The 23,347-nt window shown below is 43.4% G+C and carries 18 protein-coding genes; 8 read left to right on the top strand and 10 right to left on the bottom strand.

Annotation, left to right across the window (positions count from 1 at the left end):
* Positions 1–91 precede the first annotated feature (91 nt).
* From AAGC65_RS10790 to AAGC65_RS10780, 3 genes are all read right to left on the bottom strand, one after another.
* Positions 92–1,174, bottom strand: a complete 1,083-nt coding sequence (locus AAGC65_RS10790) for an acyl-CoA dehydrogenase (protein WP_343112457.1) — start codon at positions 1,172–1,174, stop codon at positions 92–94.
* A gap of 57 nt (positions 1,175–1,231) precedes the next feature.
* Complete coding sequence (pnuC, locus tag AAGC65_RS10785; RefSeq protein ID WP_343112456.1) at positions 1,232–1,852, bottom strand: nicotinamide riboside transporter PnuC; 621 nt, start codon at positions 1,850–1,852, stop codon at positions 1,232–1,234.
* Positions 1,853–2,178: 326 nt separating this feature from the next.
* Complete coding sequence (locus tag AAGC65_RS10780; RefSeq protein ID WP_343112455.1) at positions 2,179–4,635, bottom strand: TonB-dependent receptor; 2,457 nt, start codon at positions 4,633–4,635, stop codon at positions 2,179–2,181.
* Between the two features lie 464 nt (positions 4,636–5,099).
* Between AAGC65_RS10780 and aspS the strand changes: the two genes are divergently transcribed.
* From aspS to AAGC65_RS10745, 7 genes are all read left to right on the top strand, one after another.
* Positions 5,100–6,845 carry an aspartate--tRNA ligase gene (aspS, locus tag AAGC65_RS10775; protein WP_343112454.1) on the top strand — a complete coding sequence of 582 codons (1,746 nt, stop codon included), beginning with the start codon at positions 5,100–5,102 and terminating at the stop codon, positions 6,843–6,845.
* Between the two features lie 85 nt (positions 6,846–6,930).
* Entirely contained in the window at positions 6,931–7,389 is a 459-nt protein-coding gene (locus AAGC65_RS10770; protein WP_343112453.1) for an FKBP-type peptidyl-prolyl cis-trans isomerase, read from the top strand.
* 86 nt (positions 7,390–7,475) lie between these two features.
* Complete coding sequence (locus AAGC65_RS10765) at positions 7,476–7,946, top strand: FKBP-type peptidyl-prolyl cis-trans isomerase (RefSeq protein WP_343112452.1); 471 nt, start codon at positions 7,476–7,478, stop codon at positions 7,944–7,946.
* Between the two features lie 145 nt (positions 7,947–8,091).
* Complete coding sequence (locus AAGC65_RS10760; protein WP_343112451.1) at positions 8,092–9,396, top strand: amidohydrolase; 1,305 nt, start codon at positions 8,092–8,094, stop codon at positions 9,394–9,396.
* Positions 9,397–9,421: 25 nt separating this feature from the next.
* Positions 9,422–9,937, top strand: coding sequence for a nuclear transport factor 2 family protein (locus AAGC65_RS10755; RefSeq protein WP_343112450.1), 516 nt, complete (start codon positions 9,422–9,424; stop codon positions 9,935–9,937).
* A 23-nt stretch (positions 9,938–9,960) separates the two neighbouring features.
* Complete coding sequence (locus AAGC65_RS10750) at positions 9,961–10,872, top strand: hypothetical protein (protein ID WP_343112449.1); 912 nt, start codon at positions 9,961–9,963, stop codon at positions 10,870–10,872.
* Positions 10,844–11,191 (top strand): protein tyrosine phosphatase, encoded by a 348-nt coding sequence (locus AAGC65_RS10745; RefSeq protein ID WP_343112448.1) that lies wholly within the window; start codon positions 10,844–10,846, stop codon positions 11,189–11,191. The genes AAGC65_RS10750 and AAGC65_RS10745 overlap by 29 nt, the downstream gene beginning before the upstream one ends.
* A 121-nt stretch (positions 11,192–11,312) precedes the next feature.
* Here the strand turns inward: AAGC65_RS10745 and AAGC65_RS10740 are convergent, their stop codons facing one another.
* The 7 genes from AAGC65_RS10740 to AAGC65_RS10710 form a co-directional block, all read right to left on the bottom strand.
* Positions 11,313–14,207 (bottom strand): DEAD/DEAH box helicase, encoded by a 2,895-nt coding sequence (locus AAGC65_RS10740; protein ID WP_343112447.1) that lies wholly within the window; start codon positions 14,205–14,207, stop codon positions 11,313–11,315.
* Between the two features lie 348 nt (positions 14,208–14,555).
* Positions 14,556–15,674 carry a DNA polymerase IV gene (gene dinB, locus AAGC65_RS10735; RefSeq protein WP_343112446.1) on the bottom strand — a complete coding sequence of 373 codons (1,119 nt, stop codon included), beginning with the start codon at positions 15,672–15,674 and terminating at the stop codon, positions 14,556–14,558.
* A 92-nt stretch (positions 15,675–15,766) separates the two neighbouring features.
* Positions 15,767–16,324 carry a DUF922 domain-containing protein gene (locus AAGC65_RS10730; protein WP_343112445.1) on the bottom strand — a complete coding sequence of 186 codons (558 nt, stop codon included), beginning with the start codon at positions 16,322–16,324 and terminating at the stop codon, positions 15,767–15,769.
* 21 nt (positions 16,325–16,345) lie between these two features.
* Positions 16,346–17,293: an SPFH domain-containing protein gene (locus tag AAGC65_RS10725; RefSeq protein ID WP_343112444.1), complete on the bottom strand. Its 948-nt coding sequence runs from the start codon at positions 17,291–17,293 to the stop codon at positions 16,346–16,348.
* A gap of 158 nt (positions 17,294–17,451) precedes the next feature.
* Entirely contained in the window at positions 17,452–19,797 is a 2,346-nt protein-coding gene (locus AAGC65_RS10720) for a DPP IV N-terminal domain-containing protein (protein ID WP_343112443.1), read from the bottom strand.
* A 14-nt stretch (positions 19,798–19,811) separates the two neighbouring features.
* The gene (locus AAGC65_RS10715) at positions 19,812–21,041 is read right to left on the bottom strand and encodes a CapA family protein (RefSeq protein ID WP_343112442.1); all 1,230 of its coding nucleotides are present in this window, start codon (positions 21,039–21,041) and stop codon (positions 19,812–19,814) included.
* A gap of 41 nt (positions 21,042–21,082) precedes the next feature.
* Positions 21,083–21,679: an NlpC/P60 family protein gene (locus AAGC65_RS10710; protein WP_343112441.1), complete on the bottom strand. Its 597-nt coding sequence runs from the start codon at positions 21,677–21,679 to the stop codon at positions 21,083–21,085.
* Positions 21,680–22,173: 494 nt separating this feature from the next.
* Between AAGC65_RS10710 and pdhA the strand changes: the two genes are divergently transcribed.
* Positions 22,174–23,169, top strand: coding sequence for a pyruvate dehydrogenase (acetyl-transferring) E1 component subunit alpha (gene pdhA / locus AAGC65_RS10705; protein ID WP_343112440.1), 996 nt, complete (start codon positions 22,174–22,176; stop codon positions 23,167–23,169).
* Positions 23,170–23,347 lie beyond the last annotated feature (178 nt).

The raw sequence follows: 23,347 nt of genomic DNA, 5'->3' as shown, positions 1-23,347 counted from the left end.
TATTTTGAATGGGCCAAATATCAGCAATGAAATTAAAAAGCAATAAAAAATTTATGTTAATAATAGCTTATTGTTACACTAAAATATACTTTTAGTTAAAGGTGAGTAAGGAATGTTGGCTGGCTGTATGCAGATCTCGCCATACCTGGTTCATTTCAGTATCGGGATTTGCTGCTTGTAAGCCGCAGTAAGGATATAGTTGATCAACACATTCCCGGGCGGCTTTGGCAAGCTTGCGGCTTGTGCCACTTACCAGATCGAGCGAGGTGGCGTTACCAACTAAACAGCCTTGCCAGGAGGCATCAACAGCCTGATAAAATTCGGCGCGTGAGGTATTCAGTTCATGGGTTAGGCTGCTGAGGCTTTGACTCATGATAGCCTTTTGAGCAGCGCTTAATTTTTTGCCGCTTGTTTTTTCGGCGAATATGGGTACGCATAGGTCGGTAAAGTGCACCGCGAGGCCTGATATATTGGCCGCCAGCGTAGCTTCTGCCAATTGCAAAAACGGATATTTGTATAGTGGAGCATCAATCACGGTATATTCCGGATCGATTTTAAAGCAGCGGTCTTTTTCAACAAAGAGGTTATGCACTTCGTAGGCATCGCTGCCGGTACCCATCATACCCATAAATTTCCAGGCAGATAAAAGGATTACATCTTTACGGTCGAAAATAAATGGTAAGATCAACGGGTTTCCCTGTTTGTCTAAAACAGTTTCATCACCATTTTTAATAATGCAATTAGCTGTTAAGTGTGTTGCATGATGCACGCCACTGGCGTATTTCCAATGGCCGTTAATAATGTAGCCACCATCAACAATAGTAGCCGTTCCGGTGGATGCGCCGCTGCCTGCCAGGCATAAATGCGGATTAGCAAATAATGCAGGGGCTATTTTGGGCGATAAAAAACCACCAAACCAACCCGCGCCACTGCAAAGTGTTACCACCCAACCTAAACTGCCATTGGCCCAGGCCAGGCTTTCTTCCAGCCTCACCATATCGGGTAGTGCAAGCTGTAACCCGGAGTAAACCTCAGGCACCAGGAACTTGAACCAGCCCTGTTCATATATCAGTTTTAGCTGATCGGGGTGCAGCATGCCAGCCTGCTCGGCCAGCGGAGCAGTTTTGCGTATTGTTTTAACCCATTCGGGCTTGAGGTGGTGTGAGGGATGCATCGAGTTTTAAGTTATAAGTATTGAGTTGTGAGTTGAATTTGTGAGCTACGACAAAACTCATAACTCAGTACTCAAAACTTTTTTTCTCCAATCAAAATAGCCAAAAATGGCCACTACAAATAAAAATAGGGTAAGCAGGGCAAACATGGGCAGGTGTTTGTAAAACAATATAGGTATGGCAAACAGGTTTGATATGTTTAAAAATACCCAGTTCTCTATTTTACGACGGGCTAAAAGCCACATTCCGGCCCATGCTGTTGATGAAATTAGGGCATCCCAAACAGGTACGTTTGACGGCGTAAAATATTTTGCCGGAAGGTTTTTAAGCAGCACATAAAAAAATACCCAGCCCACAACGCATATGGCAATGCTAATAACCCATTCATTTTGGGTTTGCCAGCTGATTTTTACAGGTGGTTCGTTCTTCTTTTTTATCCAATAGATCCATCCATAAATACTCATCACCACATAATACCCATTCAGTATCGATTCGGCATACAAGCCAACATCCAGCAGCAAATAAATAGCTACCGAAGTACCTAAAATGCCGGCAGGATAAAGCCAGATGTTGTTACTGCGGGCCAGCAAAACCTCGGCTATGCCCAAAATAACGGCAAGCCACTGAAGCCAGGTGGTTTCCTGTATTTGTTCAATAAAGAGGTTTAATAAGCTATACATAATTAGTAAAAAATCCTCTCTTTAGAGGGTTATTAGCCTATTGACAGGCAGCTTCATCAAATCAGGCAATTTATCGACTCACCCCGACATCGCTGCGCTTGTCGACCCTCTCTTCAGCTTCGCTGGAAAGAGGATGGGGAGAAACATTTATTATGCTCCTTTGTCTTTTATCCTTAATCCATTTTCCAAACTCCCTCTTTCCGCCGCAGGCGAAGAGAGCGAAGTCCAGTGAAGCGTAGACCGGGTGAGTCATTTGTTTGCCATTCAATTTTAAAAATCATACTTTTTCATGGGTTATTACCCGCCTCAAAAGGAATCGATAACCATTAAAAACTCAGACTCAATGATGCCATAAAGTTCCGTGGCGCCTGCGGGAAAAAGTAGTTATAGTTTACTACATGACCGCTTTCAATATCCGGATATGTTGCGCCATTGGCTTCATACTTTTTGCTGAAGATGTTGTTAACCTGCAAGCCCAAACCAATGTTTTTTATCGACCATGCATTAAAGTTATACCTCAACCTTACATCGCTCACAAAATAGCCTTTCAGGTAGCGGTTCACAGCATAAGGATTGTCAATATTTTCTGGTGCAATGGTAAAACCTTCAGGGTTGCGGTTCATGGTATTATCAATATACTGCCTGCTGATATATTTGCTGATAAACGCTATCTCGCCGCCTTTAACCGGGCTGTAGCTAATTACGCTTGAGCCCACAAACGATGGAGAAAAGGCAATGTCGGTACTCTTAAAGGTCTCGCCCACAAGGGTGCCATCATCATAATTAGAAAAGAATTGTTGATAGTTCTTGATCTTATTGGCACTCCAGGTAGCTGTTACGGCCCAGTTTAACTGGCTGGTAATTTTTACCCTTCCATCCAGCTCCACACCGGCGCGGTAGCTATCCTTTACGTTGGTGCGTATGGGTGAACCCACTTCATTCAAAGCTCCAGTTAATATCAGCTGGTTTTTGTATAGCATGTAAAAGCCGTTAATGCCGCCGCTAAATACCGAACCGCTGATGCGGTAACCCGCTTCAAAATCTTTCAGGTTTTCTGATTTAGGCCTGTTTTGTGGTGGCGAATCGACATAATCATCACGGTTAGGTTCGTGGTTGCCTAACGCGAATGAAGCGTAAATATTGCTATGTTCATTAAACTGGTAGGTGATACCGGCTTTCGGGTTAAAAAAGTTGAGTTCGGCGCTTTGCTGCGCGTTATTCAGGTTTTTATCTATCCCGAAAAACGAATAATAAATATGGCGATACTGCATATCGGCATAAAGCAATACTTTGCTCAGGTGCCATTCGGCACGGGCATAAATGTTAAAATCGTTCTTCTTGGCGCTATCGCGATAGTACTCATAGTTTGGCGACAGGCCAATGTTTTCCTGTGTGCTGATCACATCACCAAAATGTGCGCCTGAGTACTGGTTGTAAGCACCACCCAGGTTTAAGTTCAAATTGCTTTGAGGCTGATATTTTAAAGCATAGGTAACGCCATAAAAATCATTATCCAGCCATAACCTGCGTACCAGGTCGGTAGCGCTGATGGTATTATTACCAACTACAACGGGCGCAATGCCGTAACTGCTTAATGAATCTGCATTTCTGAACTCCTCATAATATCCTTTACCTCTGGTATAGTGCAAAGCGCCGCTAAAGGATAGCTTATCAGATAATTTTTGATCGTACAATAACTGGTAGTGGTTTTGGATATAATGGTCTACCTGATTTTTATAGAAAGAACCGTTGCTCATTAAGCCCAGTTCGTTATAAGTCCGGTTATCGGCACGGGTATTATCGCCAATTACATAATCGGCAATACCGTTCCAGGCCTGGTAGGTAGTTTCATAGCCCGAAAACACATTGGCTCTTAGCGTGCTGTTTTTACCATACCATGCACCGCTCACGAAAAACGATTTCAGGTTAGATGAGGCTCTGTCAATATAACCATCAGAGTGGATGCGTGATAAACGGCCATCCAGACTAAAATGACCGCCCAACAGACCTGTACCGGCACTAACTGTGTTTTTGATAGAGCCATAAGAGCCGGCCGAGGTATTGATATCAGCATAGGCTGTATCCCGGCGGGTAGTGGTTTGTATGTTGATACTACCGCCAAAAGCGCCTGCGCCGTTGGTTGATGTACCCACACCACGCTGGATCTGGATATTATCAACAGATGAGGCAATATCCGGCAGATCCACAAAGTAGGAGCCCTGGCTTTCCGAATCATTATAAGGTATGCCGTTGATAGTAACGTTAATGCGGGTTGCATCAGAACCACGTATGCGGATGCCGGTATAACCAATGCCCGCGCCCGCGTCCGAAGTAGTTACTACAGATGGGGTTTGGTTGAGCAGGTAAGGCAGATCCTGACCAAAGTTGTTTTTCTCCAGGTCTTTTTTACTCAGGTTGGTATATGCGGTTGGCGCGTTTTTACTGGCCCGGGTCGAGCTTATGGTAACTTCCTCGGCGCTCAATGTGCCGGAGCTGAGGGTTATATTAATTATTTCGCTGGCGCGTAAGTTTACATTTTTGGTGATAACCTGGTAGCCTATGTAGCTGGCTTTTAAAGTATAGTTGCCTGGTTTTAAATCATTAAAACCATATTTGCCAGTAGCATCGGCAATGGCATTCAGTACATTGGGGGTAATAGTAACGGTAGCACCGGGCAGTGTTTCGCCTGTAGCGTTAGTAACTTTTCCGGAGATAGAAAGTTGGGCCGATGCCATAGCAGGTAGCAGCAGCATTACGGCGATGGCCGCGAATAAAGATTTCAAAATAATGATAAAAATAAATTAGTTAAACCATCTGCCCGTCAGGGCTCACGTGCAGTACACTTAACCTGGTTACCTCTTCCTACGCCGGCATTACCCGGATCAGGTGCATGGGATTGAGTTGTGAGTGACCAGTTATGAGTTGTGAGTTTATCAAAAAGATAATACTCAAAACTTAAAACTCAATACTCAGAACTGCAATTCCAATGGGTTTGATCTCAGCCTGTCTTTCAGTTTGGTAAAACAATTGTTTTGAACCCAAAGCAAGGCACCCCTTGAGAATTATGCTGCAAAGATAGTTTTTTAGTCCGAAAGTGGAAAAAGTCTGGAAAGTCGGAAAGACCGGAAGACCGAAAGTCAGGAAAAAGAAGGCCTTTGCAGATAAAAACTTCCGGACTTTCGGTCTTCCGGACTTTCGGACTTCCAACTAAAAACTTACTTTAGCAAACTTTTACAAAACTATTACTATGATTAGAACTCACACTTGCGGCGAATTAAATATCAGCAACTTAGGCCAATCGGTTACTTTGTGCGGATGGGTGCAAAAATCGCGCGATTTGGGCGGTACCACATTTATTGACGTGCGCGACCGTTATGGTTTAACTCAATTGGTATTTAATACCGATACTGATGCAGCTTTGCGCGAAACAAGCCGCGAGCTGGGTCGTGAATTTGTAATTAAAGTGACCGGTACCGTGCTTGAACGTACCAACAAGAACCTTAAAATACCTACCGGCGAAATTGAAATTGCCGTTAATGGTATCGAAATATTGAACGCTGCCAAGCTGCCTCCTTTTTTAATTGAGGATGAAACCGATGGTGGTGAAGAATTACGAGCCAAATACCGCTACCTGGATCTGCGTCGTGCGCCGATACGCAACAACCTGGTTCTGCGCCACAAAATGGCCCAGGAAATCCGTAAATATTTAGACGGGCTTGATTTTATTGAGGTGGAAACCCCGGTACTGATCAAATCGACCCCGGAAGGCGCGCGCGACTTTGTGGTGCCAAGCCGCATGAACCCGGGCGAGTTTTACGCCCTGCCGCAATCGCCGCAAACTTTTAAACAATTACTGATGGTAAGCGGGTTCGACCGTTATTTCCAGATCGTTAAATGTTTTAGGGACGAAGACTTGCGTGCCGATCGTCAGCCTGAATTTACACAGATAGATTGCGAGCTATCCTTTATTACCCAGGAAGATATATTAAACATATTTGAAGGCTTAACCCGCCACCTGTTCACTACTATAAAAGGACTTGATCTTGGTGATTTCCCGCGGATGCAATATGCCGATGCCATGCGTTTGTACGGATCAGATAAACCGGATGTACGTTTCGGGATGGAGTTTGTAGAGCTGAACGATATTGTAAAAGGTAAAGGCTTCGGCATTTTTGATAATGCCGAGCTGGTAGTAGGTATCAATGCTAAAGGTTTGGCCAGCTACACCCGTAAACAAATTGATGAGCTAACCGAATGGTTAAAACGCCCGCAAATTGGTGTTACCGGTATGATCTATTGCCGTTATAACGAGGATGGTACTTTAAAATCATCAGTTGATAAATTTTACAGCGAAGATGAGCTGGCCAACTGGGCAGCCGCTTTCAATGCTGAAAAAGGCGACCTGATGCTGGTACTTGCCGGCCAGGCCGATAAAGTACGCAAGCAGCTGAACGAACTGCGCTTAGAGATGGGCAGCCGCTTAGGTCTGCGCGATAAAAACAAATTCGCACCGCTATGGGTGCTTGATTTCCCGCTGTTGGAATGGGATGAAGAAACCAGCCGCTACCATGCTATGCACCACCCGTTCACCTCACCAAAACCTGAAGATATTGATCTGCTGGATACCGATCCGGGAGCCGTACGCGCCAATGCTTATGATCTGGTGATCAATGGTACCGAAGTTGGCGGTGGTTCTATCCGTATCCATGATAGGGCTATGCAGTCGCTGATGTTTAAACACCTGGGCTTTTCGCCGGAAGAGGCACAAAAACAATTTGGCTTTTTAATGGATGCCTTTGAATACGGCGCACCTCCGCATGGTGGCTTAGCTCTTGGGTTTGATCGTCTGGTATCCATTTTTGCAGGGCTGGATTCTATTCGCGACGTGATCGCCTTCCCTAAAAACAACTCGGGCCGTGATGTGATGATCGACTCGCCATCAACCATTGCTGATGCGCAAATGACCGAATTGAAGATCAGGACAACCGTTTAATTCCATTTACAAATATTAAATAAAGCCTTTTCCAGATATCCGGTTTTAACAGATATTTGGGAAAGGCTTTTTAATTAAACAGCTAATGAAAAAATACCTATTAATACTGAGTGCCTTTGTAATTGTGCTTGCTTCCTGCACCGGGCCATCTGCCCAGGTAACTCAACAAGCCAGGGTAGATGACTCTATCATCAGGGCATACCTTAAAGCTAACCCACAAATAAAAGCAGTTAAGGACCCATCTGGCTTATACTACCAGATAACCGACCAGGGTACGGGGACTTTCCCCAAAGAAAACTCTGTAGTGATGGTAAACTATACCTGCAGCCTGATAGGTGGTCGGCGTTATGACTCAGGAAGTGATTTTTCGGCTCCCCTGTCAGGTCTGATCAAAGCATGGCAAATAGGTATGCCGCATTTAAAGCCCGGTGGTACTATGCTATTGTATGTACCCTCAAGGCTGGCTTACGGGCCAGGCGGCGCGGGCCCTATTCCCGGAGATGCTGTGCTGGCCTTTGATATTAACCTGATCAGTTTTAAATAAAACATCATTTAAAAATATTAGGCGCCAAATTGTAGCGTTTAGGATACTAACACGTATGGTGTTATAAATACACAGTAAATTAATACATGAAAAAACTTCTCCTATTATTATTCGCTCCGCTTTTAATTTTATCAGCCTGTTCAAAAAAAGATGCAACGCCGGTTGACCCGGCAAAACAAGCTGCTGCTGACGAAACAGCTATCAAAGCATACATAGCAGCCGATACCAGCATACATGCCACCCGCGACCCATCTGGTTTATACTACCAAATTTTAAAACAAGGTACAGGTGCTCATCCTAAGGCAACCTCAAACGTTACCGTAAATTATACAGGTAAACTTTTAAATGGAAGTGTTTTTCAAACATCATCAATTAACAATACTCCTTTACAGGGATTAATACCCGGATGGATAATTGGTATTCCATATACAAATGTTGGTGGCCGTATATTATTGATAATACCATCAGGATTAGGCTATGGGCCATATCCTCCAGATTCTACTATTCCGCCAAATTCGGTGCTGGTTTTCACCATTGATCTGATCGGTTTTCAATAATCAGGATAAACTGTCTATAAACAAAAACAGGTCCGGATGTTCACCGGGCCTGTTTTGTTTTAATATCATCCGAATGAATATCTTATCGTGCACGGTTACAGTTTTTTAAAGTATTGTTCTTATATTAACTCATTCAAAACCCGGTATGAAAAAAAGGTACATTCTGATTTTTTCTTTGTTTTCCCTTACGGCATCTGCCCAAAAAAATGATGCACTAAAAAAGCAGGTAAATATCAAAGCCGATGCGCTTCAAAACCAGGTGGTGGCATGGCGGCGCGATTTTCATGAACATCCGGAATTGGGCAATCATGAGGTACGTACCGCGGAAATCATAGCCAAACACCTGCAGGGCTTAGATATGGAAGTAAAAACGGGCATCGCCACAACTGGTGTGGTAGGTGTTTTGAAAGGCGGTAAACCCGGCCCTGTAGTTGCCCTGCGTGCCGATATGGATGGCTTGCCCGTAATTGAACGCACGCCCGTACCTTTTGCATCCAAAGTAAAAACTACTTATAACGGCCAGGAAGTTGGTGCTATGCACGCCTGTGGACACGATTCGCACATGGCTATTTTAATGGGTGTGGCGCAAATACTATCATCCATGAAAAGTGAGCTGCATGGTACCGTGAAATTTATTTTTCAGCCAGCAGAAGAAGGTGTAGAGCATGGACAAACCGGCGGTGCCGAGGAAATGGTTAAGCAAGGTGTGTTGGAAAATCCTAAGGTAGATGTGATCTTTGGCCTGCATATCAATTCGCAAACTGAGGTTGGTAAGATCACCTATCGCCCCGGTGGTACAATGGCCGGAGTTGATGATATGAAGATCATCGTAAAGGGAAAGTCGGCACATGGGGCCTACCCGTGGTCAAGTGTTGATCCTATTGTGGTTTCGGCTCAGATCATTAATAACCTGCAAACTATAGTAAGCCGTAACGTTAATATAACGGAAAACCCCGCGGTGGTTACCGTAGGTGCCATAAAGGGAGGTAACAGATCAAACATTATTCCCGAATCTGTTGAGATGCTGGGAACTTTGCGATCTTTTACAGCCGCCGATGAAAAGCTATTGATTGAAAGGGTTAAAGAGATAGCTACTAAAACCGCCGAAGCACAAGGAGCCACCGCCGAGGTGACCATACCCTACAGTACGCATTACCCGGTTACATTTAATGATCCGGATCTGACTCAAAAAATGCTGACAAGCTTACAGCGAACCGCCGGTGTAAAAAACGTGGTACTGCGTCCGCCGGTAACCGGTGCCGAAGATTTTAGTTTTTACCAGGAAAAAGTGCCTGGATTGTTTTTCTTTTTAGGTGGGATGCCCGTTGGGCAAGACCCGCAGAAAGCGCCATCGCACCATACCCCCGATTTTTATATTGACGAAAGTGGATTTGCATTAGGTGTTAAGGCACTTTGTAACTTAACTTTGGATTATATGAACAGCAAATAACAAAACCTTATTAACTGCTTTACCCATGAAGAAAAATATATTAGTTGTATTGTTTGTGGCGTTGTTCATGACCTTAATGGCAGCATCACGAATATATGCCGCCAATGTAAGCGGTATTGATACCGTTAAGGTGTTAAAAGCATTAAAACCCGAGGTTTTGGAGGTTGTAAATACGGTATTAAAAGCATCCTACACGTTTAAAATAGAAAAGGTATCAGACATGTACACTCCTAACGCGGTAGTGAGCGATGAGCAACAACCCTTTTCATGGAACGGACAGCTTGCCGGCGTACAATGGGTAAACTCGGTAGAGAAAGCGGTTAAGGACTTTAAAATAAAAGATTTTAAGGTAAATGTAAAGCGGGTAAAGATTTTTCAGCAAACCGAAGAGATAGCCTACTTGGTTGTACCGGTAGAATACACAGGCACCATCAACGGCGACCCTTTTGAAGAGGAAGGGGCGTTTTCATTTGTACTACGTATGGTAGGAGACAAATGGCTCATCAAAAGTCAGGCATGGGTGCCTAAGAATGGATTGTAGTATTTTCTGACCTAAACCAACATATGAAACCTAATCTTATTGTCTTTAAATCCTTTTTAGGTGTCACATCTGTAAGAGTATTAATTCTAATATGCACATTACTTGCATTTGCATCAAAAACATTCGCTCAACATAAGGACACACAAAGAATAACCGATAGCATTGTTAATGAGGGAAAGGCTCTTTATCGGTCGGAATGGGCCTCATGGTATGGTACCGATATTTTTTTTGCCCAATGTAAAGAGAAACGGGCATTAGTTGGAGGATATATATCCTATGAAACCCCAACCGGTTTAAATAATGTATTTTTCTCTAAAGGAAATGATCCCGTTGCTTTGGGAACAACATCATTCGGTAATGATTTTAATGAAAAAAATTATAAGCTGGATACTATTACGAGGAAACTTAATGCCTCAGAAAAAGAGCTGATTAGCATTCGGCAGGCTGTGGTAAAACGAATGGGTACCGATACCATATTCAAGTATTTTAATAATACTGAACTTAACCCTATACCTTTTATTAAAAATGGCATTAAAAAGGTGTATATCTTAACCGGCCCCAAAGCAAATGGAGTAGTTATTTTTGGCAATGATTATCTGGTTAGCTTCAATAAACAAAACAATATAACCGACATAAAGCGTCTTCATAAAAATCTGATAGCTATTCCGTACCATCAAGCCACTGCTGATAGCAGCAAAACAGAACGGGCTGCTGCTCATTCGCATTTACCTGAGACAGGTGATTTTATAACAGCGACAGATATTTGTACCTTAATGTTGTATGAAAAATTCACCACATGGAAACAGTATTATGTGCTTTCAAAAAACTATGTCTCTATCTGGGATTGTAAAAAGGATGACTTATTTGAAATGACAATGGAAGCATGGAAAAAAATGGAAGAAGATCATGCAAACAGACAGCCAAATAGTAATTAACTCAGTTGGCAAACTTCCTTTTCATTTGCAGCAAAAACCAATGGCGAAGCCCACGGCCGAGGTGCTGTTTAAAAACCATCCTTTACATACGGCAGGTTCAGCCGGAACGAGTGATAAAGCCCGTATTCGGGTAAATCGAAAGATGATTGACCGGGCCGATTTGATCTTTGTAATGGAACGGAAACATAAGCAAATACTAATACAGCGTTTTGATGTTACGGATAAAAAACTGATAGTATTGGATATTGAGGATAATTACCAGTTGAATGATCCTGAACTGGTTGAGCTATTGAAAGAAGCTTTACAGAAGTATTTGTAATACAATCAATCCGTCATGCCGAACTTGTTTCGGCATCCCATTAGCAAGATATTTCAAGACTTCCGAAGTTTTTAAAACTTCGGAAGTCTTCTTGTTCTCAGGATGATAAAATCTTTAATCCCTACCCTAATATCTCCTTAATATCATCAGCGGTAAGCGATTTAATAAAGCTTTCTTCGGTGGTAATGAGGGCCCGGCTCAGGCTGAGTTTGCGTTGCTGCAGGGCCAGTATCTTCTCTTCAACCGTATCTTTGGTGATGAATTTGTAGATAAACACATTTTTGGTTTGGCCAATGCGGTGCGTACGGTCAATGGCTTGTTGCTCCACGGCAGGGTTCCACCAGGGATCAAGGATAAACACGTAATCGGCTTCGGTAAGGTTAAGACCTACACCGCCTGCTTTTATGGAGATCAGGAATACCCGCGTTTTTTCATCTTCCTGAAACTGCTTTACTACATCCCCGCGGTTTTGCGTGCTGCCGTCAAGATATACATAAGGCACACCCTCATTTTCAAAATATTCGCGATAAATGCTTAGCTGTTTTACAAACTGCGAAAATATCAACACCTTATGCCCGCCATCGAGCACATTGGTCAGGGTATGTACCACGTTCTCAAATTTGCCGCTATCGCCCTCATAATCATTATCGATCATGATAGGGTGATTGGCGATCTGCCTCAACTTGATCAAACCCTGCAATACCTGTATCTGTGTTTTGGCAAAGGTGCCATCCTCCAGGCTTTTTAACAGCTCGTTACGGTATTCTGATTTTACCTTTTCATATACCGAAGCCTGTTCTTCACTCATCTGGCAATAGAAAAGGTTTTCGGTTTTTGGCGGCAACTCGGTAGCTACCTGCTCTTTGGTTCGGCGTAAAACAAAAGGTTTTATTAATGCCTGTAGTTTGCGGGCCTTGTCCTCGTCCTTTTTCTTTTCAATAGGTGTTACAAACTCATTTTGGAAAAACTGCTGTCCGCCCAGCAAGCCCGGGTTAATGAACGACATTTGCGTCCAGAGGTCGTTTACTGAGTTTTCAACGGGCGTACCGCTTAGTATCAGCTTAAAACGTGATTTGAGCTGCTTAACCGATTGAAACGATTTTGATGATGGATTTTTGATATTCTGGCTCTCATCCAGTATCACATAATCAAAAAAGTATTCCTTAAACATGCCAATATCAATACGGCTGATGCCGTAGGTAGTTATGACCACATCATAATTGGCAAACACATCTGCCGAGCGGTAACGCATAGTGCCAGTATGCACCATCAGCCTTAACTGCGGCGCGAACTTTTTAGCCTCGTTAAGCCAGTTGTAAATTAACGAGGTAGGCATAATAACCAGCGAGGTTGCTTTGCTGCCTTCGGCCTCGGTATCCTCCTTATGTTTTTGTAATAAGGCAAGAGTTTGTATGGTTTTACCCAGACCCATATCATCGGCCAGACAACCGCCAAAGTGATAACTTTTTAAAAAGTGGAACCAGTTGTACCCTGCTTTTTGGTAAGGCCTTAAATTACCGGCAAAGTTTTGCGGCATGTCAACCTCTTGTAGTTCTTCAAAATCGGTAAGCTTTTGCAGCTTGCGGGTCATGGTCACGTTGGCCATTTCGCCTTCGGCAAGATCATTTACCAGGCCTATATGATGGCGGCGTAGCTTAAGATCATTACCCCCTTCTGAAAAATGAAGCAGGTTGCCGTATTGCGAAAACCATTTTTCGGGAATTACCGCAATCTCACCCGAAGGCAGGGTAAACTCCTTTTTGTGGTTCAGGATATGATTTTTAAGCTGGATAAAAGGTATGCGGTAAGGCCCAAACCAAACAATGGCATGAATATCAAACCAATCATTATTTTCCTTTACTTCCAGGTCAATTTTACTGTTGCCGAAAACGTAGCGCTTTTGGCCCTCGGGTTGCTCCAGTTCAAAGCCAAGCTCTATCAGTTTATCATGGTGTTGGTTAAGCCATTCAAAAACCGAAAAAGAATGGTCGGCATCTTCATCATGACTATCAACCTCCAGGTTCTGGAACAGGCTCGATACTGTTTTGAGGCCCAGTTGTTCCAACTGCTGCATCTTGTTTTTTTCCCAGGTGATAGAGCGTTTTATGCGATGGAATATATAATCGTCGCCATTTTTCTCCATCCTTACAGATATATGCCTGCCATCGCCATATGGGAAAATATAACCGGCATATTTAAAATACAATTGCAGCTGCGACGTGCCGCCTTCTATATAAATAGGCTTTAATGCTGCCTGCGCATCATATTTTTCAGTATTGATAGTGAACCCCTCGGCATAAACATTATGCTTTTCGATAAGCGGGGCCACAAATTTTTCAAAGTAAGATTGCTCTGACGAGCGGGGAATAGCGATAAAACGCTTATTAAGGAAAGGGATCAGTTTTTTACCCTCAATTTCCTTATCAAAATAATACAGGGTATCATCCAGCAGCATCCAGGCGGGGTGGTTACAAATGATTTCGGCATTTTTAAACATGAACTCAATGCGCATGCTCTGGTACTTAATGGTCGGGAAATACCGTATCTCCTCTTCATTACGTCTAAAGTGAAATAGTACTGATGCTGCCTCGGTAGCAATTTGCAGTTTGCGCTCGCCGGGATAGCCCTCCTTGCTCATTTGGTAAACCTGTTTGTTGCAGAGCAAACTTAATGCCTCTGCCATGCGCTTTTCCATCTTGGGGCGAATGGTATCAAACAGTTGTTCGTTAAATATCTTGGCAAAAAACTCAAACGGGCGAATAGGCTTTTTATAATACCGTTTGATCACGTTGCCCTGCTCCATCTCCTCCAATATTTTGATGAGCTTTATATCGGTATCATCCAAACAATGAGCAAATTCCTTTGCCGTATTAGAGAATAAGCGCTGGTGGGTTAGTGAGAATTCGCCGTTTGGATTGAGCTGAACAATGTGCGGTTCTATTACGTACGACAGGTACTCATGCCGGGCAACGGCATATATAATTTGGCAAGGTTTTGTACTGTCGACGCGTAACATTAAACTTTTGTTAAAAAATTTATTGAAGCTACATCAACAAAAAATTCAAACGTAATCAGAATTTGCTGTATTTGAAAGGTTTTTTTGTTAAATAATTGTTAATCTGAATGGGATTTGAGCTAAGTTGTTGATTTATTGATATTGTTGCTCATTTTGCGAGAAAATAGTGTGAAATTGATATCAGTTGATATTACTTTACTTGCGCTCGTTTATAACGAGTGCTTATTCTGGCTTGGCGATTACATCGCCAGCGTTAAAAACGCTAAACCGCGTTACGCACTCGTTATAAACGAGCGCGAGCGGATAATAAAGTTCACAGATTGTTCCCCCTTTAGGGGGTTAGGGGGCCTAAAATTCCAAAGCCAGCTGATCACCAGGTCCTAATTCCTTTTCCTCTTTTTGTTTCGGAACGATGTCACCAAAGTTGGATAGCGAGATACCCAGTAACCTGATCCTGGCATCTTCGGGATTGGTAGCAGCCATGAGTTGTTTGGCTGTTTGGCTAATGGTTTCCAGATCATTGAAAGCCGTGGGGAACGATTGGTTCCGGGTGATCTGCTTAAAGTCGCTGTATTTAACCTTAAGGGTGAGCGTTCGGCCTTTTAAATTGTATTTAAGCAGACGGTCATATACGGTGAGTGCTATTTTATCCAGCTCGGCCTCCATTTCCTCGAGTGTGGTGAGATCATAGGCAAAGGTATCTTCGGCGCCTAATGATTTTGTTTCGCGATGTGGCTGTACTTCCCGGTTATCAATACCCCTCACTATCTGGTAATAAAAACGGCCGGCTTTACCAAAGTGGCGGACGAGCTCATCTTCGGTCAGCTTTTTCAGGTCGGCACCGGTGTGCAGGCCCATTTGTTTCATTTTTTGAGCGGTTACCTTGCCAACGCCAAAAAACTTTTCAACAGGCAGGCGCTCCATAAATTCCTCAATGGTTGATGGGCCTATGAATTTCAGGCCATCGGGTTTATTGATATCCGAAGCTATTTTGGCAACAAATTTATTGACAGATACCCCGGCCGAGGCAGTTAGCTGTAGTTCATCTTTAATGGCCTGTTTAATTTGTTTGGCAATTTCAATGGCCGAGCCAATGTTTAGCTTATCATTGGTAACATCCAGGTAGGCTTCATCTAAAGATAAGGGCTCGATCAGATCGGTATATCTGCTGAATATCTCCCTTATTTTTTGAGATACTTCTTTGTAGGCGGCAAACCGTGGCCGTACAAACAAAGCATCCGGACAAAGCTGTACTGCCCGTTTTGATGACATGGCCGACCGTACCCCGAACTTGCGGGCCTCATAACTCGCGGTAGCAACCACTCCTCCGCGCCCCTGCGGCAAGCCGCCAACAATTAAAGCCTTGCCCCTGTACTCCGGAAAATCACGCTGCTCAACCGACGCGTAAAAGGCATCCATATCAATATGGATAATTTTACGGATGATTTGAATGGGCTCGTTGGGCATTATTACAAATATAGCCCCCCAGCTTTTAAAGGGGAGCAAGTATGCACTTTTTATTAAAGTATGATGGCAAAAGTCTCCCCTTTAGGGGAGATTTAGAGGGGCTCTTCCTGCTGTGGCATATACCGTAGCTGTTTTTGAAAATAAACATCCCAGCTGTGTTGTTGTACGCGGTTGGTCATGTGCTGCGTATCATCGTCATAATCAGTATTCAGCTGTTTGTATTTGGCATCTATCCGGTTAAAGATATTCATGGCCTCGTACTGGTAATTACGGCTGAAACGGGTTTTGCCTATCTCGCGCAGCAATTCCTGTTGCTCCATGTAAGCTATGTTGTAATGCCCCTGCTCGTGATTTAACACTTCGACAAGTATTTGGTTGGATGTTACCCGGCTTCGGTCTATCCATGATTTTTCTGCGTTTAATACCAGTGTTACAAAGGCGTTTAATATGTAACCGTTGTTAACACGGTTTGCCTGGTATTTAAAATTGATAGTGCAGTTGGTATATGCAACTACGCCGCGTGTGTTTACACGCGGCGTACCGGCAAAATCATTTATGGTTAATTGGCGGAATTGCTGGGCCGATGCCCGGTTAATTGTCAATAAAAACAGGGCTGTTATAGCCGTCCACTTCATCCACCTTAAATTCATAAAAACGTGAGGTTAAACTTTTTACTTTTTGATGTTTTTGACACCATCAGTCTGTAAAAGGTTTAAGCCCATCATTTCTTTTAAAGTATGCTGCATCTGGTCGGTTGAACCATCCAGGAATATTACATTGCCTTGTGAGTTTTCGGCAAAGTGCTTGATAGATTCTGTCCACATGGTAAACATAATTACTGAAGTATCCATATTGGCTTCAGCCATTTCTTTGGCGGCAACCGTCATACCACGGGCAACTTCCTCACGGAACAAGGCAATACCCTGACCGCGCAGCTGGGCTGCTTCACGCTCGGCCTGTGCCGATATTTTAATGGCGTTACCCTCGGCTTCGGCAGCTTTGGTTTTGGTGATGAGCAAGGCCTGGCCTTCGTTCTCGGCGGCAGCTTTCAGGTTGTTTGATGCCACAACCTGGCTCATTGATTTCATGATCACATCATCAAATGTAATATCGTTCAGTTGCAGATCCTGCAGGTGGTAACCCCAGCCTTCCAATATCTGGTCAAGCTGTTCTTTTACATGCTCCACAATATCGCGGCGAAGTATCAACACCTCGCTCTGGCGCTTGGTGGCAACAAATGCCCTAATGGAGCCTTCAACAGTGCGAATTAGGGCCTGCATCAGGTTACGCTCGTCAACAAACTTAAATGCTACGTTTTTAATGGTTTCTTCCTGCTGGTCAAGTACCGAATATAACAGCATAGCCTTAAAATAAACATTGGCCTGATCAAATGTTACTGCCTGAAATTCCAGTTCGACCGAGCGGTTTTGGATAGATATTTTAGAATATACATTCTCAATAAACGGAAGCTTAAAATTTAAGCCCGGCGTAAGTATGCGGCGGTATTTGCCAAATACGGTAATTACCACTATTGTGCCCTGTTTCACAGTCACAAACGAGGTGGATAAAATAATGATGATGATAAGGACAAATAATCCAAAGGTGATTTCGGCTGACATGGTTGATAATATTTATTAAATAAATGTAATACTAATTATTGGTGTGTTATAGATTTTCACAAACGAAAAAGCCGGATCAATTGATCCGGCTTTTTATTATTTATCTCTTGTCATTTCGAACGATAGAGAGAAATCTTGTGCGATTGACTTATCGCAAACTACATCGCGCTATTACGCGGATCAGTTTTAGCCTTTAACAAATACTCCTGCGGAGCATCGGCACCCATCAGGTTCTTAACAAAATAATCCCAGCGGCGACGGGTCATGTATAAAGAATACTGGCCGTAACCATGCGCGCTGTTCGGAAACACTACCAGGTCATAGTTTTTATTGGCTTTTTCCAGTGCCTCAATTACCAGCATGGTATTGGTTGGCGGTACGTTATCGTCCATTAAACCATGAGCCAGCATGAGCTTGCCTTTCAGGTTTTTGGCAAAGTTTTGATTGGCCTGTGCCTCATAGTTTGATGTACCATCTGGCTGTTGGGTAAGCAAGCCGATGTAGCGTTCGCCCCAATCGTCCTCATAGTTGCGGTTATCGTGATTGCCTGATTCTGATATACCTACTTTAAAAAAGTCGGGGAAACGGAACATAGCAGCTGCGGTTGCAAAGCCACCACCCGAGTGTCCCCAGATGCCTGCACGGTTTATATCAATATACGAGTATTTTTGAGCAAGCTGCTGCATAGCCCCAACCTGATCCGGCAACGTGTTTTCAGACATGTGGCCGTAGTTCATATCATGATAACTTTTTGAACGCAGCGGGTTGCTGGTACCTTCTATTTGTACTACCACAAAACCCAGCTCGGCCAGTGCCTGACAATCGCCGTGTGAGGCTGCAAACGACCAACTACCTACACTACCACCTTGTGGGCCGGGGTATATATTATTGATGATAGGATATTTTTTGTTCGGATTAAGCTGGGTGGGTACATACATTAATCCATAAATATCGGTTTGGCCGTCATGTGCTTTAACAGAGATAGGCACAGGAGCTTTCCAGCCGGCAGCAACTAACCTGCTGATGTCAGTTTTTTCTAAATTGCTGATCAGCTTTCCATTCAGGCTGCGCAATACGGTAACAGGAGCAACATCCGCGCTTGAATAACTGTCAATAAAATAATTATTATCTGGCGATAAGCTGATCTGGTGATTGCCCGTTTCAGGAGTTAATAAGGTAAGCCCTTTACCATCAAACCCTACTTTATACAAATGGGTAAAATATGGATTGCCAGGTTCGCGGCCATCGGCCTTGAAATATATCTGACGGTTTTTTTCGTCAACATTCACCAGTTCGGTTACTGCCCAGTTACCTTTGGTTATTTGGTTTTTGAGCTTTCCGGTGTTGGCATCATATAAGTAAAGGTGTCCCCAGTTATCGCGCTCCGAAAACCAGATCACTTCGTTGGTTTTGGTCAGGTATTTCCAGTTGATAGTGCCCTGTCCCGATTCGTATTGGGTTGGTACAGTTTCTTCAAAAACTTCGCGTACGGTACCCGTAGCGGCATCAGCTATGCGGAATTTCTCCTGCTTATGATCGCGTGAGGTAGATACAAAGGCCAGTTTAGAGGCATCGGTATTCCAGTCAACATCGTCAAAAGTGCCGCTGCTGGCAATATCATCGCTCAGGGTGGCGCGGTGCGGATCGGGCGCTACCTGTATATTGATCACTTTGGGTTCATCAACATTAATGATCACCCGGTGTATCATGGCTACTTCTTTATCGCCCGGCAAAGCATATTTCCATGCTTTTAAATTAGGGTGACCAACATTGGTAGTAACCAGGTACATATCACCAACGTTGCGCTGATCCTGCTTAAAAGTGGCTATCTTTTTTGAATCGGGCGACCAGCGAAGTATAGGCCCGTCTGATGCTTTCCAGCCGGCATTGTCTGTAGCATAGCCAAAATCTTTTGCACCATCTGTAGTCAACTGGGTTTGCGTGCCTGTTTTGATATTGCGTACCCAAAGATTGTAATCTTTGATGTAGGCTACCAGGCTGCCATCGGGCGATGCAACTTCTTCATCCCCGCCCCTGCGGCTTCTGTGTGCTTTGGTAGAACCAACCATAGCATTATCCGGGCTGCACTGGTAGGTTTGCAGATCGCATTTCCATGATTTGCCATCGGCGGCGAATGAGATGGTTTTACCATCCTCAGAAAAACTAAAAGTGAGGAAAGGCAATTTGCTGCCCTCGTAGGTTTTTCCGGTAGCAATTGATATAGCTGCTGCCAATCTCTGCTGATCAAAAGCCGGTTTACGTGTTTTTTTCGCAGGGTCAACCAAAATAAATTCGCTGCCTTGCGGGGTTAAAACGCGGTACCAGAATTTATCGCCAGGTAACCAGTTCGGTGTTACAGGGCCATGATCAACCAACGGCGCGGTGTTATAGCTCATGAAACTTTCGGCGCGGGCATAATCCTTATCGGTTAAGCCGGGTACTTGCTGGGCATTGGCCGTTAGCGCTAATGCAACAGAGGTGATGGATAGTAAGTATTTATTCATACGTGTGTTTAAAATTAAGGCTGCAAATTAACATTTTTAACCTCGCTAATGCTTGCGGGAGGTGTAACTTTTGTAAGTGAATTAGTAAAGCCCGATATAGCTGTTATGTTGCCATCATCAGTGATATTGAGCCCGCCATCAGGAAAGTCGGTACCGGTAAGCATGCTGATGCGGCGCGCGGCCTGGTTCAGGGTATCCCTAACCAAACCCTTATCATGAGCCTGACTGAAAGATATGATGCGGCCGCTCAAAAATTTCCCTTGCTTGTTTACATACACCTTTAATAATGGTGCCATGCCGCAAATGCCGCTAACGCTTACGGATTTATATGTGCAGAAGTTGCCGAGGCTATAGGCTATCAGCCGGCCATTATAAATTTCCATAGCGCGGTTTACATGGGGCCCATTACCAAAAACCAGATCGGCACCGGCATCAATAGCATTGTGAGCAAAGGCATAAACATCGCCGCGCTTTTCACCAATAAACGTTTCCAGGGTAAAGGGTACATGTTCAAAATCCACACCCTCACCTCCACCGTGGAAGGATACCATCACAATATCGCAACGCTGCTTCAGTTCGCTAATGATGCGCTGAGCTCCTTTTAAATCATGTATAGATACTGTGTTGGCATTGGGGGCAAATGAGCAAAAGCCATATTTGATACCGTTAAGCTCAAACACGGTTGAAGGTTTGGTTAATAGCCCGGCATAGTTGATAGCCAGGCTGTCCAGCGTAGTGGTAGTGCTTTTACGGCCCCGGGCATCAAAATCATTAATGTGGTTATTGGCCAGGCTCAACAGGTTAAACCCCGCGTTTTTTAGCACAGATGCATACCTGGTGGGCATCCGAAACAGGTAAGGCTTGCTGCGCTGGTGCATTTTAAAATTAGCAGGAGCGCCGGTATCGGCCAAAGCGCCTTCGAGGTTACCGAAAGCGATATCGGTATTTTTCAGGTCGGGGGTAACGGCTTTAAAACTATTGCGGGCATCATCTGGCGGTAGCGTGGAGCTATCCGGGTAGGATGTGCCCAGCATAATATCGCCAACGGCAGCTATACAAAATGAATCGCGCTGAAGCTTAGTAGTGGGCTTTGATGATAAATTGTTAGCTGGAGCAGAGCGATGTTTTTGCTGAACGATCAGGGTTTTGTTTGCAGCAGGCGCAGTACAAGCTGGTAATAAAAATATACAGCTAATTGCCAGGAGTAATATATGCGATATGGTATTAAAAAAAAATCCCCTCATGGTTATGAGGGGACAAAATTAGTTATTTAATTGAAATTCTTTTAATTGCTGTTGTTATCCTCGTCTGCAGTTGCTGCCGTGCCTCCGGTAAATTCATCTTTAAACGCAGCTAACAAACGGCCGCCTTTATAAAAATAACGGCTGTAATAATTATCGTCAAGGCTGCTGATGGCCACACCTTTTGATGACGCGTGCGCAAAGCGATTATTACCTAAGTAAATACCAACATGTGATATACGGCGGCTGTGGATCTTAAAAAACACCAGGTCACCTTCTTTTAAATCATCTTTACCTACAGGGCTCACCATGCTGAAAATATCGCGTGAGCTTCTTTTGATATCCAGGTTAAAAACCTCACTGTATAATTCTTTGGTGAAAGCAGAACAATCAATACCTTTTCTTGAGCTGCCACCGAAGTGGTAGGGAGTACCTATCCAATCGTAAACAAAGTGAAAAAGTTTCATGTTTGAGGTTGCAGATAATGCAACACCCATAATTTGTGATAAGTAAGTATTTGCTAAACCTTCCTGTTCGTCGGTTGCCTTATCGGGGGTGGTGGTATTGGGAGCTGTTACTGTTTGAGCTTGCGAAGCTAAAACGCTAAAAAGCAGTACAGTAGCAATGATAATTTTCTTCATTTAACGTGTTAGTTTGTTGTTAGGGCCAACAAATTGTTTATTAAATCAGACACTGTGTATGTCGTTGGATACAAAACTATTTATATTTTTTAAAATTGCAAATAAATGGCACTTTTTTTTCAATAAATATAAATTATCTACCTATCTTAAAAATCTCGTCAACCAAAGTGCTTGCCCATTACATTTCTGTTACATTTAGGTTATTCGATTTTACGATTTTTTTCATTTTTTCTTCAAAAAGTAACGCTTAAAATGCCTTTGAAATGACTGTTTTTTAGGTTTAAACATGTTTTATGAGCTAAAAAGCTTCGGCAATATGGCTGTATGGCAATATAAAGTTTGGTGAAAATAGGAAAACCCGGCAAACACAATTCATTTACAGGCCTTTTTCTGAAATAAAAAATAATCTGCATAACAAATTAGTCGCAGTTTCGATATTTTCAAGGATATAATTAGATTTGCGCTTTACTCCAAGAAATTGACTGTTTAAATACATGAGTTCAATCGAAATAACCAAAGACACTTACCTGATGTGGTACGAACAAATGCTGTTGATGCGGAAGTTCGAAGAAAAGACAGGACAGCTATACGGACAACAGAAGATCAGGGGCTTTTGCCACCTGTACATTGGGCAGGAGGCTGTATTGGCCGGAGCCATGTCTGTAATGAAACAGGAAGACAGCATGATAACCGCCTACAGGGATCACGCTCACGCTTTGGCCAAAGGTGTAACACCTAAAGCTATCATGGCCGAAATGTATGGTAAAGTAACCGGATGCTCAAAAGGCAAAGGTGGCTCTATGCACATGTTTGATAAAAGCAAACACTTTTACGGCGGCCACGGTATTGTTGGTGGCCAGGTACCACTGGGTGCAGGTATAGCTTTTGCTGAAAAATTTAAAGGCACCGAGTTTGTGAATATCACTTATATGGGTGATGGTGCTGTACGTCAGGGCGCGCTTACCGAAACCTTCAACATGGCTGCGCTTTGGAAATTACCTGTAATTTTTATTTGCGAAAACAATGGTTATGCAATGGGTACTTCTTTGGAGCGTACTACTATTCAAACAGATATTTATAAATTAGGTTTACCTTATGGTATCCCTTCATCGGCTGTTGATGGTATGGACCCGGCTGCTGTACACGTTGCTATGGACGAAGCTATTTCACGTGCCCGTGCAGGTGAAGGCCCAACCTTTTTAGAGATGCGTACTTACCGTTACAAAGGCCACTCTATGTCAGATCCTCAAAAATACCGTACTAAAGAGGAGCTGGAAAGCTACAAGGCAAAAGATCCGATCGAATTAACCAAACAAGCTATCGTTGAAAACAAATATGCTGACGATAAATGGTTTGAAGAGATGGATGTGAAAATTAAAGCCATTGTTGATGAAGCGGTTCAATTTGCCGAAGAATCGCCTTGGCCAGATGCTTCTGAGTTATACACAGACGTTTACGTTCAGGAAGATTATCCATACATTAGAGACTAGTTTCGGGTTTTGAGTAATGGGTTAATAACTTTTGTAGAATTAACTCATCACTCATAACTTACTACTATATAAATACTAAATTTTCTATAAAACATATAAAAGTATATGGCCGAAGTAGTTAAGATGCCTAAGATGAGCGATACCATGACCGAAGGGGTATTGGCTAAATGGCATAAAA

The sequence above is a fragment of the Mucilaginibacter sp. genome, assembly GCF_039207105.1.
GTDB lineage: Bacteria > Bacteroidota > Bacteroidia > Sphingobacteriales > Sphingobacteriaceae > Mucilaginibacter.
This window is presented reverse-complemented; position numbering and strand designations above follow the sequence as displayed.

Excerpts from the sequence above, each read along its gene's own strand:
- AAGC65_RS10790 (WP_343112457.1), bottom strand. The coding sequence starts at position 1,174 with ATGCATCCCTCACACCACCTCAAGCCCGAATGGGTTAAAACAATACGC.
- pnuC (WP_343112456.1), bottom strand. The coding sequence starts at position 1,852 with ATGTATAGCTTATTAAACCTCTTTATTGAACAAATACAGGAAACCACC.
- aspS (WP_343112454.1), top strand. The coding sequence starts at position 5,100 with ATGATTAGAACTCACACTTGCGGCGAATTAAATATCAGCAACTTAGGC.
- AAGC65_RS10770 (WP_343112453.1), top strand. The coding sequence starts at position 6,931 with ATGAAAAAATACCTATTAATACTGAGTGCCTTTGTAATTGTGCTTGCT.
- AAGC65_RS10765 (WP_343112452.1), top strand. The coding sequence starts at position 7,476 with ATGAAAAAACTTCTCCTATTATTATTCGCTCCGCTTTTAATTTTATCA.
- AAGC65_RS10760 (WP_343112451.1), top strand. The coding sequence starts at position 8,092 with ATGAAAAAAAGGTACATTCTGATTTTTTCTTTGTTTTCCCTTACGGCA.
- AAGC65_RS10755 (WP_343112450.1), top strand. The coding sequence starts at position 9,422 with ATGAAGAAAAATATATTAGTTGTATTGTTTGTGGCGTTGTTCATGACC.
- AAGC65_RS10750 (WP_343112449.1), top strand. The coding sequence starts at position 9,961 with ATGAAACCTAATCTTATTGTCTTTAAATCCTTTTTAGGTGTCACATCT.
- AAGC65_RS10745 (WP_343112448.1), top strand. The coding sequence starts at position 10,844 with ATGCAAACAGACAGCCAAATAGTAATTAACTCAGTTGGCAAACTTCCT.
- AAGC65_RS10740 (WP_343112447.1), bottom strand. The coding sequence starts at position 14,207 with ATGTTACGCGTCGACAGTACAAAACCTTGCCAAATTATATATGCCGTT.
- dinB (WP_343112446.1), bottom strand. The coding sequence starts at position 15,674 with ATGCCCAACGAGCCCATTCAAATCATCCGTAAAATTATCCATATTGAT.
- AAGC65_RS10730 (WP_343112445.1), bottom strand. The coding sequence starts at position 16,324 with ATGAATTTAAGGTGGATGAAGTGGACGGCTATAACAGCCCTGTTTTTA.
- AAGC65_RS10725 (WP_343112444.1), bottom strand. The coding sequence starts at position 17,293 with ATGTCAGCCGAAATCACCTTTGGATTATTTGTCCTTATCATCATCATT.
- AAGC65_RS10720 (WP_343112443.1), bottom strand. The coding sequence starts at position 19,797 with ATGAATAAATACTTACTATCCATCACCTCTGTTGCATTAGCGCTAACG.
- AAGC65_RS10715 (WP_343112442.1), bottom strand. The coding sequence starts at position 21,041 with ATGAGGGGATTTTTTTTTAATACCATATCGCATATATTACTCCTGGCA.
- AAGC65_RS10710 (WP_343112441.1), bottom strand. The coding sequence starts at position 21,679 with ATGAAGAAAATTATCATTGCTACTGTACTGCTTTTTAGCGTTTTAGCT.
- pdhA (WP_343112440.1), top strand. The coding sequence starts at position 22,174 with ATGAGTTCAATCGAAATAACCAAAGACACTTACCTGATGTGGTACGAA.